At 62.4% G+C, this 18510-nt stretch carries 12 protein-coding genes; 9 read left to right on the top strand and 3 right to left on the bottom strand.

Annotation, left to right across the window (positions count from 1 at the left end; genetic code table 11):
* The first annotated feature begins 111 nt into the window (after positions 1–111).
* The 3 genes from AC3FLX_RS28540 (at position 112) to AC3FLX_RS28530 (ending at position 2488) form a co-directional block, all read left to right on the top strand.
* On the top strand, positions 112–660 hold the full coding sequence (locus AC3FLX_RS28540) for a 4-hydroxylaminobenzoate lyase (protein ID WP_488700691.1): 549 nt from the start codon (positions 112–114) through the stop codon (positions 658–660).
* Between the two features lie 3 nt (positions 661–663).
* The gene (locus AC3FLX_RS28535; protein ID WP_488700690.1) at positions 664–1386 is read left to right on the top strand and encodes a nitroreductase; all 723 of its coding nucleotides are present in this window, start codon (positions 664–666) and stop codon (positions 1384–1386) included.
* An 85-nt stretch (positions 1387–1471) separates the two neighbouring features.
* Positions 1472–2488: an MBL fold metallo-hydrolase gene (locus tag AC3FLX_RS28530; RefSeq protein ID WP_488700689.1), complete on the top strand. Its 1017-nt coding sequence runs from the start codon at positions 1472–1474 to the stop codon at positions 2486–2488.
* A gap of 85 nt (positions 2489–2573) precedes the next feature.
* Here AC3FLX_RS28530 and AC3FLX_RS28525 read toward each other — a convergent pair whose 3' ends face one another.
* Positions 2574–2960, bottom strand: coding sequence for a winged helix-turn-helix transcriptional regulator (locus AC3FLX_RS28525; RefSeq protein ID WP_488700688.1), 387 nt, complete (start codon positions 2958–2960; stop codon positions 2574–2576).
* A gap of 87 nt (positions 2961–3047) precedes the next feature.
* On the opposite strand from AC3FLX_RS28525, the gene AC3FLX_RS28520 reads away from it, so the two are divergent.
* Complete coding sequence (locus tag AC3FLX_RS28520; protein ID WP_488700687.1) at positions 3048–4208, top strand: alkene reductase; 1161 nt, start codon at positions 3048–3050, stop codon at positions 4206–4208.
* 95 nt (positions 4209–4303) lie between these two features.
* Here the strand turns inward: AC3FLX_RS28520 and AC3FLX_RS28515 are convergent, their stop codons facing one another.
* The gene (locus AC3FLX_RS28515; protein ID WP_488700685.1) at positions 4304–5167 is read right to left on the bottom strand and encodes an alpha/beta fold hydrolase; all 864 of its coding nucleotides are present in this window, start codon (positions 5165–5167) and stop codon (positions 4304–4306) included.
* A 257-nt stretch (positions 5168–5424) separates the two neighbouring features.
* On the opposite strand from AC3FLX_RS28515, the gene AC3FLX_RS28510 reads away from it, so the two are divergent.
* The 3 genes from AC3FLX_RS28510 (at position 5425) to fusA (ending at position 14670) form a co-directional block, all read left to right on the top strand.
* A complete protein-coding gene (locus tag AC3FLX_RS28510; RefSeq protein WP_488700684.1) occupies positions 5425–6621 on the top strand; it encodes a polysaccharide pyruvyl transferase family protein in 1197 nt (398 codons plus the stop codon).
* Between the two features lie 347 nt (positions 6622–6968).
* Positions 6969–12476 carry a trifunctional serine/threonine-protein kinase/ATP-binding protein/sensor histidine kinase gene (locus AC3FLX_RS28505; protein ID WP_488700757.1) on the top strand — a complete coding sequence of 1836 codons (5508 nt, stop codon included), beginning with the start codon at positions 6969–6971 and terminating at the stop codon, positions 12474–12476.
* A gap of 145 nt (positions 12477–12621) precedes the next feature.
* A complete protein-coding gene (gene fusA, locus AC3FLX_RS28500) occupies positions 12622–14670 on the top strand; it encodes an elongation factor G (protein WP_488700756.1) in 2049 nt (682 codons plus the stop codon).
* 109 nt (positions 14671–14779) lie between these two features.
* Here fusA and AC3FLX_RS28495 read toward each other — a convergent pair whose 3' ends face one another.
* Positions 14780–16894 (bottom strand): TonB-dependent receptor family protein, encoded by a 2115-nt coding sequence (locus AC3FLX_RS28495; protein ID WP_488700682.1) that lies wholly within the window; start codon positions 16892–16894, stop codon positions 14780–14782.
* Between the two features lie 295 nt (positions 16895–17189).
* On the opposite strand from AC3FLX_RS28495, the gene AC3FLX_RS28490 reads away from it, so the two are divergent.
* Both AC3FLX_RS28490 and AC3FLX_RS28485 read left to right on the top strand, forming a co-directional pair.
* Positions 17190–17369 (top strand): hypothetical protein, encoded by a 180-nt coding sequence (locus tag AC3FLX_RS28490; RefSeq protein ID WP_488700681.1) that lies wholly within the window; start codon positions 17190–17192, stop codon positions 17367–17369.
* Positions 17370–17494: 125 nt separating this feature from the next.
* Positions 17495–18510: calcium:cation antiporter (locus AC3FLX_RS28485; protein WP_488700679.1), on the top strand; the 1016-nt coding region annotated here is incomplete at its 3' end.

The raw sequence follows: 18510 nt of genomic DNA, 5'->3' as shown, positions 1-18510 counted from the left end.
ATGCCGCTCCCTCATTGAATGCCGTTCATTATGCTATTGCATAGACATCAATTCCATTCAATTCACAGGCGGCGCATGATTGGGTCCAACCAACGGACAGGAGACGCCACCATGACGGCCGGAACACTGAACAACGATCGCCAGGCGCTGATCGAGCGCTGCATTCCCTTCCTTGACGAAGTGAAGGATCTGACCACCAGCACCGAGGTCGAACGCTGGCTCAATCAAAAGTACGGGCCCGACAGCGAGTTCTATCAAACGCTGTCCGCACTGGTGCGCAAGGGTGTGGAGGACGGCTGGGCGGCCAATATCGACATCGAGGGCCCGAACTATCGTCGCAGCCGCATCGCGGAACCTTCCGAGCACACGCTCCATTTCAGCATCACTGCGGTGTATATGGACAGCACCGGCAATGACCAGGGGCATCCCGATGGTCGATTCCGAGGGCAATACCACGGCCATCCCTATGGCGAGTTCAATATGGTCGTCCCGTTGAATCCGGGCGCGGCTCTCAACGGTCCAAACGGCTGGTGCACTGGCGGCTGGACCGCCCCCACGCCGGGCAGTCATCACTATCCGGAAGCAAAGGGTGGCGCGGTGATTGCGCTGTTCTTCCTGCCTTCCGGTCGGATTTCCTACCATGTAGCCCCGCAGGAGTGAGTCATGGCGCAGATGGCAAGCGAATGGTCCCAGGATGCGATCGCGCAGTGCATCACGTCCGTCGTCACCTCGCGGCGGTCCGTCCGTGCGTTCAAGCCTGAGCCTGTGTGCCAGGAAACCGTCGAACAGATCCTGCGGGAAGCCGCGACCGCACCCAGCGGGGCCAACATTCAGCCCTGGCGGGTATATGTGGTCACCGGCGCGGTCAAGGATCAACTGACCGACATTCTGGTCGCCGCCCACCGCGCGGGGGCAACTCCCGCGCCCACTCACTTCCCCGAACCGTTGCCCGACGTGTTTCGCACAAGACTGATGGATTTCGGCACGCGCTATTACGCATCGCTTGGCATCGATCGCAGCGACACCCCGGCGCGCATGCGTCAGACCGAAAGGAATTTCTCATTCTTCGGCGCACCGGTGGGACTCATCATCAGCATCGACCGCCGCCTGAAGCCGCACAGCTGGATCGACATCGGCCTCTTTGCACAGAACCTGATGATTGCCGCGAAAGCGCGTGGCATCGACACGTGCCCTCAGGTGGCCTTCGCACCGTTCCACGAGCAGATTGCATCGTATCTGGACATGCCTGCGGAGGAAGTCACTGCCTTCGGCATGTCCCTGGGATTCGGAGATCCCGAGGCCGAGGTCAATCAGACCAGGATGCCACGCGAGCGCGTGCAGGACTTCGCTCGCCTATTGGGGTTTCCGGGCACCGTCAGCCATTGATCGCCTTGCCGACGCCGCAGCACCCATCCCAACGGACCGGAACCGGTCCCACCCATCGATAACAACACGCACAACACGTATCAAGATGACCGCACTTATCCATGCCAAGCGTCCCGCAATGAGTGTCGGCATTCTGCCGAAGCTCGTGCTGACAGGGACCATGCTTACCGTCGGCGCTTTGCTGCCCTCGGTTTCGATGGCCTCCGATCCCGCCACCTCGGTCTCCAGCAAGGAGTCGCCCGACGACTACTTTCATACGGGGGCTGGCGCGAGATATTTACGCCGTGCCGACGAAGACCTCGTTGCAAAACCGCTGCGTGACAACATGACCGTGCTGATGGGATCGGGCGGCAACATCACTGTGCTGTCGACACGGGAAGGCAAGTTTCTGGTCGATGCCGGCATCAGCAAGTCCCAGGAGAAGCTACAGGCAGCGCTCAACGCAATCGGACCTCGCCCGCTCCGCTACGTGGTGAACACCCATTGGCACTGGGACCACACGGACGGCAATGCATGGATGCACGACGCGGGCGCCACGATCATTGCGCAGAGGAACACGTTTAAACACCTCACCGAGAGAACCCATGTCAACGCGTGGAACTGGACGTTCGACCCGGTGCAACAATCGGCGCGCCCGACGCTGCTGATCGATAACGAAAAGACGTTCAACTTCGGGGGCGTCTCGATTGAAGTGGAGAACTTCGGCCACGGTCATACGGACGGCGATCTATGGGTCTACTTCAAGAACGCGGACGTGCTGGTACTCGGCGATACCTTCTGGAACGGGTTCTATCCCTACATCGACAACGAGGATGGTGGCAGCATCGACGGCGCGATCAAGTGGGCAAACAAGGCGGTAGCCCGGACGACCGATCACACGATCGTCATTCCGGGGCATGGGGCGGTAGGCACGCGGGCACAGCTTATCGAGTTTCGCGACATGCTGGTAACCGTGCGCAACAACGTGGCGGCACTCAAGAACGCAGGGAAATCGCTGACTGAGATTGTTGCCGCCAAGCCAACGGCGGCGTTCGACGCCAAATGGGGAAACTTCGTATTCAACGGCGATCAATTCACGAGGATGGTTTACGCCGGGTTATAGACCGATGTTGTGATATCGAGCCGTCCTCCACTCCCCTCCTTCACTAGCAGCCCCGGCGCCTACATGCCGGGGCCATGCAGGCACATCACAGGTTCTGGGCAGGCCGGTCTCGAACAACTGCCTCGCAGGGCAGCAGCCTATCCCCCTCGCCAAGCTCCGTGGCGTGATGAACGCCCCATTCGATTAGAGACTCCAGAATCGGCCTCAGACTTTCGCCAAGCGGGGTGAGGAGGTACTCGATTCCCTGACGATTTCCGGCATCGGGCTGCCGCATCAACACGCCATGTTCCTCAAGCGCCCGCAGTTGCTCGATCAGAACCTTCTGGGAAATCCCGGCGATGCGATTCTCCAGATCGCACGTACGGTGTGGGCCGTCCAGGAGCACATAAAGGATGAGCGCCTTCCAGCGTCCTGACAGGACCCCCAGCGCCCGCTCAATGGGCAACCCCGGCAGTCTCTTGACGATCTTCATCTGACTTCACTGACCAATTGGTGTGTAGATGGAAACGGCTATCGAAAAGTAAGCTCTTTTCACGATAACCCCAGCGCAAAGAAGATCATGATAGACCTGTTCGACCCTGTAATGCTTGCCGATACCGTTCGCCTGAACAACCGTATCGTCATGGCACCGATGACTCGCACTCGGACGACCGATGGTGACATCCCGAATGCATTGATGGCCACTTACTACGGGCAGCGGGCCAGCGCCGGCCTGATCGTGGCAGAGGCAACGGACGTCGCTCCATCCAGCAAGGGCTATGCGAGAACACCGGGCATCTACACTGAAGCCCAACGTCGAGGCTGGCGGCTGGTGACCGACGAAGTCCATCGCCACAACGGCACGATATTCGCGCAGATCTGGCACGTCGGCAGAATGGCCCATCCTTCGCTGATGCCGAATGGCGAGACGCCTTTGGGGGTCACCACGCAAAGGGCTGACGGCTCCGATGTGTTTGCTCACGACGAGGAAGGCAAGCTACGCTTCGTGCCCGCGGGCACCCCGCGACAGCTCGGCACCGGCGAAGTATCGGCCTTGGTCGGCACGTTCGCCCAAGCCTTCGCCAGCGCACAGGATGCCGGTTTTGATGGTGTGGAGCTTCACGCGGCCAACGGCTATCTGCTTGAGCAGTTCATGAACTCGGTCCACAACACCCGCACTGATTGCTATGGCGGCGCAAATATCAAAGATCGGACGCGCTTTCTCACGGAAGTCGTCGACGCGGCGGTGCGCACGTTCGGTCCGGGCCGCGTCGGGGTACGGCTGTCTCCGTTCGGTGCGTATAACTCCATGCCGCCTGACCCGCTCGCGGAGGAAACGCTGCTGTACCTCTGCGAGGCGCTTGGCCAACGCGGCGTCGCATATATTCATCTGCTATACGAATTGCTGCCTTCGGGAAACATGGAGAGCGCTCAGTTCAAGGAATCCCACATCGATCATGTGGTGCTCGCCAAAGTTCGCGCGGCGTTTCCCGGCACGATCATCTGGTGCGGTGGATTCACAAACCGCGAACGCGCTCAGGCAGCGCTAGACACTGGGTTAGTAGACTTGATCGCGATGGGCCGGCCCTTCATTGGCAATCCAGACCTCGTTGAACGCCTCCGGCATGGCTGGCCGATAGCTGTCGCGGACCGGTCCAGCTATTACACTCGGCGCGGCGAGATCGGATTTACCGACTTTCCTGCCTATCGAGACAGAAATCCAGCAGGCGCCGCCGGCTGACGCGGACATGGCCGGGTTCCATGACTATCGGCGATGGCAATGTGAATCCAGGAAGCAGGCATCCGGCCCTATGACCGTCCTGAACGCAAGCCCCTTCAGCCAGCAAATTCGGCAACCGCCCGATTGAACGCGCTTGGGTTGGCGATATTCATACCGTGAGAAGCGCCGGCAATGGTCTGGCGCTCAGCGCGCCCGATCCATTCTTGTAGCTTTTCGACCGTGCTTCGGAACATGCGCGGACTCTTTTGCCCATCGATCAGCAGGGTTCGACACAGAATGTCTCGGGCGTCTTCACGCTTGTAAGCGGGCAGCGGGTCGCGCAGTTGTTTCGGAAGTGTGAGCGCATTGTCCAGCGCCATCCCGCGGAATCCTTGCGAACTCTTGTTCCAGAAACCGGGCATCGTTACCGAGTCGACAAACAGATTCAGCCCGCCATCGAATTCGCCCTGCTCAATCAGTTCCGCGGCCCTGGCTCTCAACGCATGGACGGCCGGCGGCAAACTTCCCACCTCTGCTTGCGGCGTTGTCTGCAATGGCCCGCCGGGATCGGCGAGGGTCAGCGTCTTCACCATGTGAGGGTATTGGCGCGCCAGATGGAATGCGATGCAACCACCGCGAGAGTGGCCGACCAGATGGACCGCTCCCAGACCCAGCGCGTCGATAAACTCGGCCATTTCGCCGACGTGCGCCTCCCAGCTGAAGTCGCCGCGTCCGAATGCATTGGTTTCCGGCCAATAGTGGCCCAGGCTGGGAGCGAAGCAGTGGAAGCGCTTCGACAGCGCTGCGATCTGCGGCTCCCAATAGCGGTAGTCGCATAGCGACCCGTGCACGAATACCATCGGCTCGCCGCCGCCAGCTTCCACATAGGGAACGGAGGTGCCGGAGGCAGTGCAAACAAAAGAGGGTTGGGGCCAGCCTCCGGCAAAAGCCAGTGCAGTCAGGGGCGCTCGCGCATTCATGTTTTATCCTTTTGCGAGACTTTGCCGGACGACGTGCAAAAATAAAAACGCATAATTTTGATGGAATCCATCAGATATCCTGATAGCTTCGCGTGGAAATCGGATGAGTACGGAGTTGGCAGCCCCTGGGCGTCGCCTTACCCTGGGGTGAGCCGTAGTGGCGCCCGCTTGGAACGGACGCGGAGCATATCGCCCTGGGCCGCGACGCTCCCGTGGCTTAGCCTATAGATAGCCATACCGATCGCCCATGACACCCGATGCAAATCGACTGTCCCACCGTTCTGTTCGGGGCCTTTGACCGCCACAACTTTGGTGATCTCCTGCTGGCACACGTGACGGCCCGGTTCCTTGCACACCGCCGACTGGCGTATGCCGGCCTGATCCAGCGCGACCTGACGGGGCATGGTGGCCATCGCGTGCAGGCCATCACGCGCCTGGCTTCTGCCGTGGGTGACGGCGCAGTTGACATCCTCCACGTGGGCGGTGAAATCCTGACCTGCAGTGCGTGGGAGGCGGCAGTGATGCTGCTTCCGACAGACGCGGCGCGATCAGTCGTCGCCCAGCTTGATGCAGAGCCGCATGAACGGATGGCTTGGGCACACACGATGCTGGGGCTGCCGGATCTGGCGCCCTACCTGCTTTCCCGGCGCCTGTTTGCCAATCCCAGGCACGTCACCTACCAGGCCGTTGGAGGCTTCGAACTCGACCGCATTGACCCGGCGATGCGCGACGAAGTCATCGCGAAGCTCGGTTCGGCCACGCGCATCAGTGTTCGAGACAGGCAGACCCAAGCGCTATTGTCGGCGTGGGGCATAGCCACTCATCTGGCACCCGACCCGGCCGTGATGGTGGCCGAGTTCTTCGGCGCGCGTATCGATGCGCGATGCCGTCGCGGCAAGCTGGCTGCCATGTTGTCCGCGTTTCCGCGCGGTTATCTCGCAATGCAGTTCGCCGCGGATTTCGGCGATGACCGGACACTCACGCAACTTGCCGCCCAAATCCAGCGGATCGCACAGTCCACAGGGCTTGGCGTTGTGCTCTTCCGTGCGGGCGCGGCACCGTGGCATGACGATCTAACCTGCTACCGGCGGCTTATGGCGCTGGTAAGCGGTGTGTCGATTGCGCTGTCCACCTCACTGAACCTGTGGGATATCTGCGCCATCATTTCGCGCAGCCGTGGTTTTGTCGGCAGCAGCCTGCACGGCAGCATTGTCGCTGGCGCCTACGCCCTGCCCTGCCTGGGACTGCTGCGGCCGGGCCAACTACCGTCGGCCTCAAAGCAAGCCGCCTTCTGGTCGTCATGGAGCACGACCGGCCTGCCGGAAACCGTCCCGATAGAGACATTGGCTGACAGCGTGCACCGGGCGATGGCAACCGATCCCGCCGAGCGCGCGAAGCTCGCCAGGGTGCTAGTCAATGCATGTCGCGCAAGCATTGAGTCTTTGTCTGGGTAGACCAAAGCCGGGACACGCGATTGCCGTGATCAAGCACGGCGATTCACCGTGCATGCGCCTGTCAAGCCACCCGCGCGGCGAGTTGTCACCCATGTCATCGCCCGATTGGCCGAGTACGTCGGCGCCCTCCCTGGCGCGTACTACCGATGCCGGCGCGGTCGCCGAGGTATATGCTCCAACTTGCTGCGATTGCAGCGTGGGTCATCGAAACGATGCCGTGTTTTAACTCGCTCTCGGTGCGTATCCTGCCTGGCTGAACCGGATGCAAGCGCATCCGCTGACATGCCGGCTCGCATGCCTGAAGGCAACATACGGCAGACGGAGAGCTGCGTATGGTTCAGGCGCCAATGGGTGGCACCCCCCAGCTATTGTGGGACGATGGCGAGCGGCTGTTCTATCGCGGGCGCCGCCCCGGCGACAGTTCGGAGCGCGACGTGCTGTTCGCGCGACCCGCGGCCGAACATCCCCCGCCTGCCAGCCTGGACCGCCTGGCTCACGAGCTTGGTCTAAGGGAAGAGCTCGATGGCGCGTGGGCAGTGCGCCCGCTGGAACTGGCGCGCGATGCCAGCCGGACCCTGCTGGTCCTGGAGGACCCCGGCGGCGAGCCGCTTTCGCGTTTGCTCGGCGCTCCCATGAAGATCGCGGATTTCTTGCGGCACGCCGTCTGCATCGCCGCGGCATTGGGCAAGCTGCACCAGCGCGGCCTCGTCCATAAGGATCTCAAGCCCGCCCATATTCTGGTGAACTGCGCCGATGGCCAGGCACGACTGACCGGCTTCGGCCTCACTTCGCGCCTGCCGCGTGAGCGGCAACCACCCGAGCCGCCCGAGACGATTGCCGGCACGCTCGCCTACATGGCGCCCGAACAGACCGGTCGGATGAATCGCTCGATCGATTCACGCAGCGACCTTTATGCACTCGGCGTCACGCTGTACCAGATGCTGACCGGCGCTTTGCCATTTGCGGCCGCAGATCCGATGGAATGGGTGCATTGCCACATCGCCCGCCTGCCGATGCCGCCGAGCCAGCGGTTGGCGAGCGTGCCGGCGATGGTCTCCGACATCGTGATGAAGCTGCTGGCCAAAACGGCCGAAGAGCGTTACCAGACTGCTACCAGTGTCAGGCACGATCTGCAGTCCTGCCTCGACGCCTGGCACCGGCAGCGTCGCATCGACGACTTCCGCCTGGATGAACACGGCACGCCCGACCGCCTGCTCATTCCTGAAAAACTGTACGGGCGTGAACGCGAGGTCGACACGCTGGTGGCTGCGTTCAATCGCACCGTCAGCAAGGGCGTACCGGAGCTGGTGCTGGTCTCCGGATACTCCGGCATCGGCAAGTCATCGGTCGTCAACGAACTGCACAAGGTGCTGGTGCCCCCGCGCGGGCTGTTTGCGTCCGGCAAGTTCGACCAGTACAAGCGCGACGTTCCCTATGCGACGCTGGTACAGGCATTCCAGACGCTGGTGCGACCGCTGCTTGGCAAACGCGACGCCGAACTGGCGGGCTGGCGCCGCGCGTTGCAGGAGGCGCTGGAGCCGAATGCCCGGCTCATGACCGATCTGATCCCCGAACTGAAGCTCATCATCGGTGAGCCGCCACCGGTTCCGATACTCGATCCTCTACAGGCGCAACGCCGTTTTCTGCTCGTATTCCGGCGCTTCATCAGTGTGTTCGCACGTGCCGAGCACCCGCTCGCACTATTTCTTGACGATCTGCAGTGGCTCGACGCCGCCACGCTCGACCTGCTCGAAGACCTGCTGACCGGATCGGATCTTCAGCACCTGATGCTGATCGGCGCCTACCGTGACAATGAGGTCGATGCCACGCATCCACTGATGGTCAAGCTGCAGGCGATCCGGAATGCCGGAGTCAGGATCGAAGCCATCCAGCTAGTACCGCTTGCCAGCGTGCATATCAGGCAATTGATCACGGAGGCGCTGCATTGCGAGCCAGGCCGCATTGAAGAACTGGCGCGGCTGGTTCATGGCAAGACCGGCGGCAATCCGTTTTTCGTGATCCAGTTCCTGCACGCGCTTGTCGACGAAGACCTGCTCGCATTCGATCACGACGCAAGGCAATGGCGCTGGGATTCCGACCGCATCCATGCCAAGCGCTACACAGACAACGTCGTTGACCTGATGGCTGGCAAGCTGATCCGGCTGCCCGCCGGAACGCAGCACGCGCTGCAGCAGCTTGCCTGTCTCGGCAATCTGGCCGATATCGCGGCACTGTCCACCGTTCTCCGGCTGCCGGAGGCGCAGGTCCACGTAGCGCTGTGGGATGCGATCCGCCAGGAACTGGTCGAGCGGCAGGAGACTTTCTACGCCTTTGTCCATGACCGCGTCCATGAAGCGGCCTATTCATTGATCCCCGAAGACTCGCGCGCCGACGCCCATCTGCGCATCGGCCGCCTGCTCGCCGCGCAGATAACCCCCGAGAAGCGCGAGGAGGCCAGCTTCGAAATCGCGGGCCAGCTCAATCGGGGCGCCGCGTTGATCACGGCACAGGACGAGCGTGAGCAGTTGGCGGAATTGAATCTGCTCGCCGGCCAACGTGCCAAGGCATCCACCGCCTATGCTTCGGCCCTCACCTATCTGGTCAGCGGTGCCGATCTGTTGGATGACGGGTGCTGGCAGCGCCGGCATGACCTCAGGTTCGCGCTGGAGCTGAACCGGGCCGAATGCGAATTTCTGACCGCGCAATTGTCGGTGGCCGATGAACGCTTGGCGGCGCTGTCGGAGCGCGCCACCACGACAGTCGAGAAAGCACTGGTCGCGTGTCTGCAGCTCGATGTCTACCTCGTTACGGATCGAAGCGACCGCGCGGTCGAGGTTTGTCTCGCCTACCTGCGGCATGTCGGTATCGATTGGTCACCGCATCCGGGCGATGACGACGTACGACGCGAATACGATCGCATCTGGTCCCAACTTGGAAACCGGACCATCGAAGACCTCGTCGATCTGCCGCTGATGGAGGACGCCGCTTCGCTTGGCACCGTCGAAGCACTGAGCAAGCTTTTCGCGCCAGCCTTGCAAACGGACGCGAATCTGGCTTGCCTGACGATCTGCAAGGCGGTCAGCCTCAGCATGGAGCGGGGCAACTGCGATGCATCGTGCGTGCTATATGCCAACGTCGGCAGGGTCGCGGGCCGGCGTTTTGGCGACTACCAGGCGGGATACCGGTTCGGCCTGCTTGGATGCGAGCTGGTCGACCGGCGCGGACTCAAGCGCTTCGAAGCCAAGACCTTCCTGTGCTTCTCGATCTTTGTCGTGCGCTGGCTGAAGCCCGTGCGGACCTGCCGTGAACTGTTGCGCCGTGCCTTTGCCGCCGCGAACCGAATCGGCGACCTTGCCTATGGCGCCTACGCGGGAAACAGCCTCAACTCCGACCTGCTCTTCGCTGGCGAGCAATTGAGCGAGGTACAGCACGAAGCCGAGCGCGGCCTTGCCTACGCCAGGAAAGTACGCTTTGGCCTCGTCATCGACTTCATCAGCACGCAACTCGCACTGGTCCGGATGCTGCGCGGCCTGACGCCGAAGTTTGGTTGCCTCGATGGCGAACAGTTCGAGGAATCCGAAACCGAAGCCCATTTGGCTGGCAGCCCTGATCTGGCCCTGGCCGAATGCTGGTACTGGACCCGCAAGCTGCAAGCCCGCTATCTCGCCGGAGACTATGTTTCGGCGATGGCGGCCGCAGCAAAGGCGCAACCACTACTCTGGACCTCGTCCTCGTTCTTCGAGGAAGCCGAGTATCACTACTACGGCGCCCTGACTCATGCGGCCTGGTACGACTTCGCCCCGGTCAGCGAGCGCGCGCGGCACCTGGAGGCGATGGCTACACATCATCGCGAGCTCAAGGTCTGGGCTCAGCACTGCCCGGACAACTTCGCGGACCGCGCCACGCTTGTCGCTGCGGAAATCGCGCGCGTGGCGGGCAGCGTGGTGGAAGCCGAGCATGACTACGAGCGGGCCATCCATGCAGCGCAGGAAAGCGGCTTCGTCCACAGCGAGGCGCTCGCCAACGAACTCGCGTCGCGCTTCTATGCGGCGCGCGGCCTGGAAAAGATAGCCCGTCTATATATGCAGGAGGCCCGCTATGGCTACCTGCGCTGGGGCGCCGATGCGAAGGTGCGGCAACTAGAGGAAAGCTATCCTTACCTGAGGACGGAAGAAACCACACCCGGTCCGACGAGCACCATCGCCACGCCGGTGGAGCACCTCGACCTTGCAACCGTGCTCAAGGTATCGCAGGCCGCCTCGGGCGACATCGTGCTGGACAATCTGATCGACATGGTCATGCGCACGGCGATCGAACAGGCCGGCGCGGAACGCGGCCTGCTGATCCTGGCGGGTGACGGCGAGCATCGGATCGCAGCGGAGGCAACAACCAGCGGCGATACGCCTCGACTGCAACTGCGCGATGAGCCGGTAAGCGCGGCGATGCTGCCCGAGACCATCCTCTATCACGTGCTGCGGACCCGCGAGAGCATCGTTCTCGACAATGCGGCATCCGAGCCTTCGTTCGAGGCCGATCCCTACATTCGCCAGCACCGCGCCCGTTCCATTCTCTGCTTGCCGCTGATGAACCGGGCAAAGCTCACGGGTGCGCTTTATCTTGAGAACAACCTGACCGCTCGCGCTTTCAGCCCGGCCCGGATCACCGTACTGAAACTGGTCGCGTCGCAGGCCGCGAATTCACTTGAAAGCGCTCGTCTGTACCGCGATCTCGCGGAGCGCGAAGGAAAAATCCGCCGCCTGGTCGACGCCAACATCATCGGCATCATCGTATGGAACGCGGGCGGCGACATCGTCGAAGCCAACGACGCATTTCTCCGCATGGTCGGATACGAGCGCGAAGACCTGGTCTCCGGCCGCGTGCGCTGGATCGATCTGACGCCCACGGAGCTGCGTCCGCTCAGCGACCAGGCCCTGTCACAGGCGATGCAGACAGGCCGGGCCCAGCCGTTCGAGAAGGAGTACATCAGGAAAGACGGCAGCCACGTTCCAGTCGTCGTCGGTCTGGCGACGCTCGCGGACACGCGGAAGGAAGGTGTCGCGTTCGTGCTGGACCTCAGCGAGCGCAAGCAGGCCGAAGCCAGAGTCCGCGAGAGTGAACAGCGCTACCGCGACGTACAGGCGGAACTGGCGCACGCGAATCGCCTCTCCACGATGGGGCAGCTCACGGCCTCGATCGCGCACGAAGTCAATCAACCGATTGCCGCGACGGTGACGAACGCGCAGGCCGCGCTGCGTTGGCTCGGCGCCCAGCCGCCCAATGCAGGCGAAGTCGAGCAAGCGCTTGCCCGGATCATCAAGGATGCCAATCGCGCCAGCGAGGTGCTTGGCCGGATTCGCGGGCTGGTCAGGAAAGCGCCACCGCGCAAGGAGGCGATGGACATCAACGCCGCGATCCGCGAAGTGATCGAACTGACCCGCGCGGAGACGACGAAGAGCGGCGCGGCGGTCACGACGCGGCTTGCCGACGGTCTGCCATGTATCAAAGGCGATCGTGTCGAGCTTCAGCAAGTGCTGCTGAACCTGATCATGAACGCGCTCGAGGCGATGAGCGAAGTCAGCGACGGCGAGCGGCATTTACGGATAAGCACCGAGGAGGCCGACGCAGGCAGTGTGCTGGTGATGGTGTGCGATTCGGGGCCTGGCTTTGCGCCGCAGTGTGCCAGCCAGGCGTTCGCGCCCTTTTACACCACCAAGTCCACCGGTCTCGGCATGGGGCTGTCGATCTGCCACTCGATCATTGATGCGCATGGCGGCCTGCTGTGGATCGGCGCCAACCTGCCACGCGGTGCGATCGTGCAATTTACCGTGCCCGCCTGTAGACCCGATCCAGCCTGATTGCCGCGATGCACAAACGATGCCGTAGCTGTAGTTGTGCCGAAATGCCGACTCGGCTGCAGTCGGCCGAACGTCACGACATATGGTGTTTGCGGCCTATATCGCCAATAATGGCCAAACCGCAATGGCCGGACGAGGGCGAACCATGCTTTATAGTCCTGACGCAATTCGTACGATCGCCCTACTGGGGCACACGGGGTGCGGCAAGACCTCGTTGGTCGAGGCGCTGCTCCACAAGGGAGGTGCGCTGCACAGCCCCGGCAGTATCGAGCGCGGCACCACGGTCTGCGATTTCGATCCGCTCGAACGCAAATACCGCCATTCGCTTTCCAGCGCGCTCGCCCACCTCCATTACCGCGACACCCGCATCCACCTGCTCGACACGCCCGGCTATCCCGACTTCTCGGGCTTGTCGATGAGCAGCATGGCGGCGGTAGAGACCGCCGCCATCGTCATCAACGCACAGACGGGTATCGACATGACGACTCGTCACATGATGGCTTGGGCGCAGGCGCGCAAGCTGTGCCGGATGCTCATCGTCAACGGCATCGATAAGGAAAAAGTGGATCTGCCCGCGCTGCTGACCGACATTCAGGAGGCGTTCGGCAAGGAGTGCCTGCCGATCAATCTTCCGGCGGAGCGAGCCACCAAGGTCGTCGATTGCTTCTTCAACCCGGCGGGTGAGGCCGATTTCCTGTCAGTGGCATCCGCGCACGAGGCGCTCGTCGATCAAGTCGTCGAGCTGGACCCTGAGCTGATGGAGCTGTATCTCGAACAAGGTCAGCAAATCGCGCCGGAACAGTTGCACGCGCCGTTCGAGCGGGCACTCCGCGAGGGCCATCTGGTGCCGATCTGCTTCACGTCAGCAGCCAATGGCACCGGCGTCACGGAGCTGCTTGAGGTGTTTGTGCGCATGCTGCCCAACCCGACCGAGGGGAATCCACCGCTGTTTTACCGTGACGCGGGTGAGCGCCAGGAAACCGTTCGCGCCGAACCGGTGCCCGACAAGCATGTCCTTGCGCATGTCTTCAAAATCACAATGGACCCGTACCTCGGCAAGATGGCGGTCTTTCGCATCCACCAGGGTACGGTCACGCGCGACAGCCAGCTCTATATCGGCGACGGGCGCCAGCCGTTCAAGGTTGCGCATCTGTTGATGCTGCAAGGCAAGGATCGCGTCGAAGTGCCGCAGGCGGGACCCGGCGACATCTGTGCCGTGGCGAAGATCGACGAGATCACCTTCGATGCCGTGCTGCACGATGCCAGCGAGGACGGCAACATCCACCTGGCCCCGCTCGACTTTCCCAAGCCGATCTATGGCCTGGCGATAGAGCCTGCGCGCCGCGGCAACGAGCAGCGCTTATCGGAGCTGCTGCAGAAGCTCACAGCAGCAGACCCATGCCTTCGCATCGAGCATCCGGCGGGGACCAATGAAACCGTCATTCTTGGCTTGGGCGAGTTCCAACTGCGCTGCGCGCTGGAGCGCCTGACCGATCATTACAAGCTTGAGGTCGTGACGCGGCCGCCCAGGATCGCCTATCGCGAAACCATCGAGGGCAAGGCTGAAGGGCATCACCGGCACAAGAAGCAAACTGGCGGTGCCGGTCAGTTCGGCGAAGTGTTTCTCCGCGTCGAACCGCTGCCACGTGGCACGGGCTTTGAATTTGTCGACGCGGTAAAGGGCGGCGCAATTCCTGGCCAGTTCATTCCCGCCGTCGAAAAGGGCATCCGCCAAGTCTTAGACAGCGGACCGCTGGCCGGCTTTCCGATGCAGGACGTGCGCGTCACCGTGTTCGATGGCAAGAGCCACTCGGTCGATTCGAAGGAAGTGGCGTTCGCGGTCGCGGGACGCAAGGCATTTATCGACGCGGTGCTCAAGGCGCGGCCGAGTGTGCTGGAGCCAATCGTGGATATCGAGGTGACGATGCCGGAAGGGGCGATGGGCGACATCATCAGCGACCTCTCGACCAAGCGCGGGCAGGTGCGAGGCACACGTACGGTGGCCGGCAACAACGTCATCGTCGTCGGACAGGTACCGCTGTCCGAACTCAACGACTACCAGTCGCGTCTGAACAGTATCACCGGCGGGCACGGCAACTACGCGATGCAATTCAGTCACTACGAGCCCGTGCCGCCCGCCCGGCAGGAGCAGATGGCATCGCTACACAAGGCCCATGACGACGGCGCGGGCTGATGGGATGTCTTGCTGACGGGGGTGCACGCCGGACGGTGCAACCCCCAAAGCCTTGCGATTTTCGACTCCATCACGAAAACCGCGAGGCCGCCGCCCTCCGACTATCCGATCAGAATGCGGCGCGCGCCTGGATGTAGACCATGCGCGGCGCGCCAACCAGACGGCCGGCGTTGCTGTCGGTGGTACGGGTGTAGTAACGCTTGTCGAACAGGTTGTTGATACCGATGGTGATATCGGTGTTCTTGCGCTGCGGCACCTTGAACATCGCCTGGATATTCCACGTACGGAAACCCGGAATCAGGCCGTTGCTGCCGTCGGCAGACTCCTGCACCGTATTCGCCAGATCCGCGTACTGCTTGCTCTGGTGCGTCGTGGAAACGTTGAACGTCCAGCTACGCCAGTCGTAGCGCGCGCCCAGCGTGTCGGTGGTGCGCGAATAGAACGGCACGTCCATGCCGGACGTGGTGCCCGACTTCTGGATGGCGCGCGTGTACGTGTAGTTGGCGTACAGGTTCAGGCCACCCAGCATGCTGCCCCGCTCGAACGTATAGTCGATGGCCGCTTCCACGCCGTCGTGGTCGGTCGCACCGATGTTCTGGAACGTTGCCGGGAACAGGCCCGGCACCTGCAGGATCTGGTTGTCGAACTTGATCTTGAAGGCGGTCAGTTCACCCTTGATGCGGTTGTCCGTCCAGCGCGTACCCACTTCGAACGTCTTTGCCACTTCCGGCTGCAGCGGATTGCTCGGCGTCTGGGAGTTGAGCTGGGTGTTCTGCACCGGGCCGAACGACGTGCTGTAGTCGGCGAATACCGTCCACGCACTGTTCACCAGATACGACACATTGATCGACGGCAGCGCCTTGTTGTTCAGGCTGTCCCACTGCGTCGTGGTGCCGCGTTGCTGGCGCGTGGTATCGATATGCTCGAAACGCACGCCCGGCACGATGCGCCAGTTGCCGTACGCAATGCGGTCGTCGATGTAGACGGCGTGAGCATCGGTGGCATTGTCGAACGTGGTGGTCGCGCCGTTCAGGCCGGTCACACGGTTCGTATTGAACGTGTTGTCGTCGCCACGCTCGCGGATGTAGCGGTAGCCGACCGTCACGTCATGCGTGGTCGGTCCCACGCCGAAACGCTGCGTAAAGCGCGGCTCGACGCCAAACGTGGTGTAGTTGCGCGGCTGGTGCGCAATCACGGTGGCGCTCTGCTGCAGCGTGCTCTGGCGATAGCTCTCGTTGAAGAACGTGCGGATCTCGAATTCCTGATTGGCGGAGATCGTGTTCACGTAGCCGAGATCGAAGCCGTAGCGGTTGCCGCTCCAGTAGTCGTTCGGGCGCGTGTTCTGGAACGGATCGGCGTTGTACTGCGCCACCGTCAGGCCACCCGGCGTTTTCGACTTGACGTCGTAGTACGACACCTTGCCGTACACCTGCGACGTCGGCGTGATGTCGTAGGCAAACTTCACGGCCAGGTCGTTGACGTTGTCGTCGCTGCCCTTGCGCCATTCGCGGCCGGTCATGCCGGAATACAGCAGCGCGATACCCAGGCCGCTATCCAGCGTGGTGCCCACGAATGCGTTGTACTGGGTGTTGCTGCCGCCGCCTTCGGTGTAGATGTTCTCGCGGACCGAAGCCTCGCCGCTGAACACACCGGGAATGGGCTTGGTGTTGAAGTTGATGATGCCGCCCACGTTCTGCGGGCCGTAGCGCACCGCTCCGCCGCTGCGCACCACGTCGATCGATTCGATATTGCCCAGGCTCACCGGTGCAAAAGACAACTGCGGCTGGCCGTAGGGCGCCACGGCCATCGGAATGCCGTCGAGCAGTACCGTGGAACGCGGAGTGTAGCGGCCGGTCAGGCCCCGTACGCCGATATTGAGGGAGACCGCGCTGCCGGCCGTACCGGAGTTATCGGTCGCCTGCACGCCAGGGATGCGGCGCATGACGTCGCCAATGCTCTGCGCGCCGCTTTGTTCGATCTGCTGCTCGCTGACCACCGTACGGGCACCCGGAAAGCTCTTCACGCTGTTCTGCAGGCCGGTGCCGAGCCAGTTTCCTGATACCTGGACCGTTTCGAGCATTTTTTCCGAGCCTTGCGACGCAGCGCCGGACTCCTGCGCGGCCGCCAGTTGCGGCGTCAGACACAGCATGGAAACAGCCAGCGCCGTGGCGCACATGGCGAAATGGGGCGCGACGGCTGGCAGCCCGTGGCGGCTCGAACTCATGGTCATTCCTTGTAACAAGAAACCTACGAAAGGCCATGAATGTAAGTGGTAATAGTTATCATTTAAAGACTTGACATCGAATGACGCGCGCAATGTATGCCGGATACGACAATGTGTTGCCGATACACGACATCTTTCAGCATCTGACCACGTCAGAGTTCGGGGGCCTCACTGCCGCCGCCCTCAATTGGGTGATCTGCGCGCCCCACCGATAGAGGGTGTCCGCCGTATCCCTCGCCACCCATACTGACCAGCCACCGGCCAGAAGAGCCGGGCCAACCTTGGGTCAGAAACCATGAGTGCAGTCTCATTTGTCGGATACGGTCTTGCGTTTCTGGCGGTGGTCATCATTGCCGCGCGCTGGATCTATCGAAATCACCCGGCCTTGCGGGAGACCGATCCCCAGCCCGAGCGGCGCGCGGACGGTGCCAAGCCCGCCGTCAAACCGCCTCCGCGCGGCCCTTTTTCCGACTGATGCCGCGCTGATCGATGCGCCTTCCCGGGAACTGCGGCTGATGTCCGTTGCCTGAACCTCTTGCGCCCGCGTCACGCGGCGTGCACGCTCGCGCCTGTGAGCCACAAGAACAAAGGGAACAAGACATGGCAACTTCCAACAAGCTGCCGGCGTGGACCATCTGGTCGCCGCTGGCCGCCTGGGCCGCATTCGGCCTGGGCCTTACGATGACGGGCCAAAGCTGGCTGATTGCATTGATGGCCGCCGCACTGGCCGGCGCGGTGTTTTCCGCCGTGCATCATGCCGAGGTGGTAGCGCACCGGGTGGGCGAGCCTTTCGGCACATTGGTGCTGGCGATTGCGGTGACCGTGATCGAGGTGGCGCTGATTGTGTCGGTGATGCTGTCGTCCGGGCCGGAGAAAGCCGGCCTTGCGCGCGACACCGTGTTCGCGGCAGTCATGATCATCTGCAACGGCATCGTCGGCATATGCCTGTTCGTCGGCGCGCTGCATCATCGCGAGCAAGCGTTCCAGGCGCCCGGCGCCAACGCCGCGATGGCGATTCTGGTCACGCTGCTGGGGCTGACAATGGTGCTGCCGAACTTCACCAGCACCACGCCAGGCCCGGTGCTGTCACCATCCCAGCTGGCGTTCTCCGGTGTGATGTCGCTTCTGCTGTATGGCTGCTTCGTGTTCGTGCAGACGGTGCGGCACCGTGACTACTTCCTGGTGGAAGGCAATCACGACGAGAGCGTGCATGCCCCGCCTCCGCCAGACCGCGTGGCCGTGGCCAGCGGCGTGCTGCTGGTGGTCTGTCTGGTGGCCGTGGTGGCGCTGGCCAAGCTGCTGTCGCCTTCAGTGGAAAAGGCCGTCGCCGATGCGGGCCTGCCCGCCGCGGTAGTGGGTGTGGTGATTGCCGCGCTGGTGCTGCTGCCGGAAGGATTGGCCGCCCTGCGCGCCGCGCGGTCGGACCGCATTCAGACCAGTCTGAACCTGGCGCTGGGTTCCGCGCTGGCCAGTATCGGCCTGACCATTCCCACGGTGGCCGTGGTCTTCATCACGATCGGACAGCCGCTCGAACTTGGGCTCAGCGCAAAGGAGATGGTGCTGCTTTTCCTGACCATGATCGTGGCGTCCCTGACGTTGGGCATGGGCCGCACGAC

The sequence above is a fragment of the Cupriavidus sp. 291-E7 genome (assembly GCF_057798835.1).
Note: the sequence above shows the minus strand (reverse complement) of the source record. Positions and strands in the feature narration are given on the sequence as shown.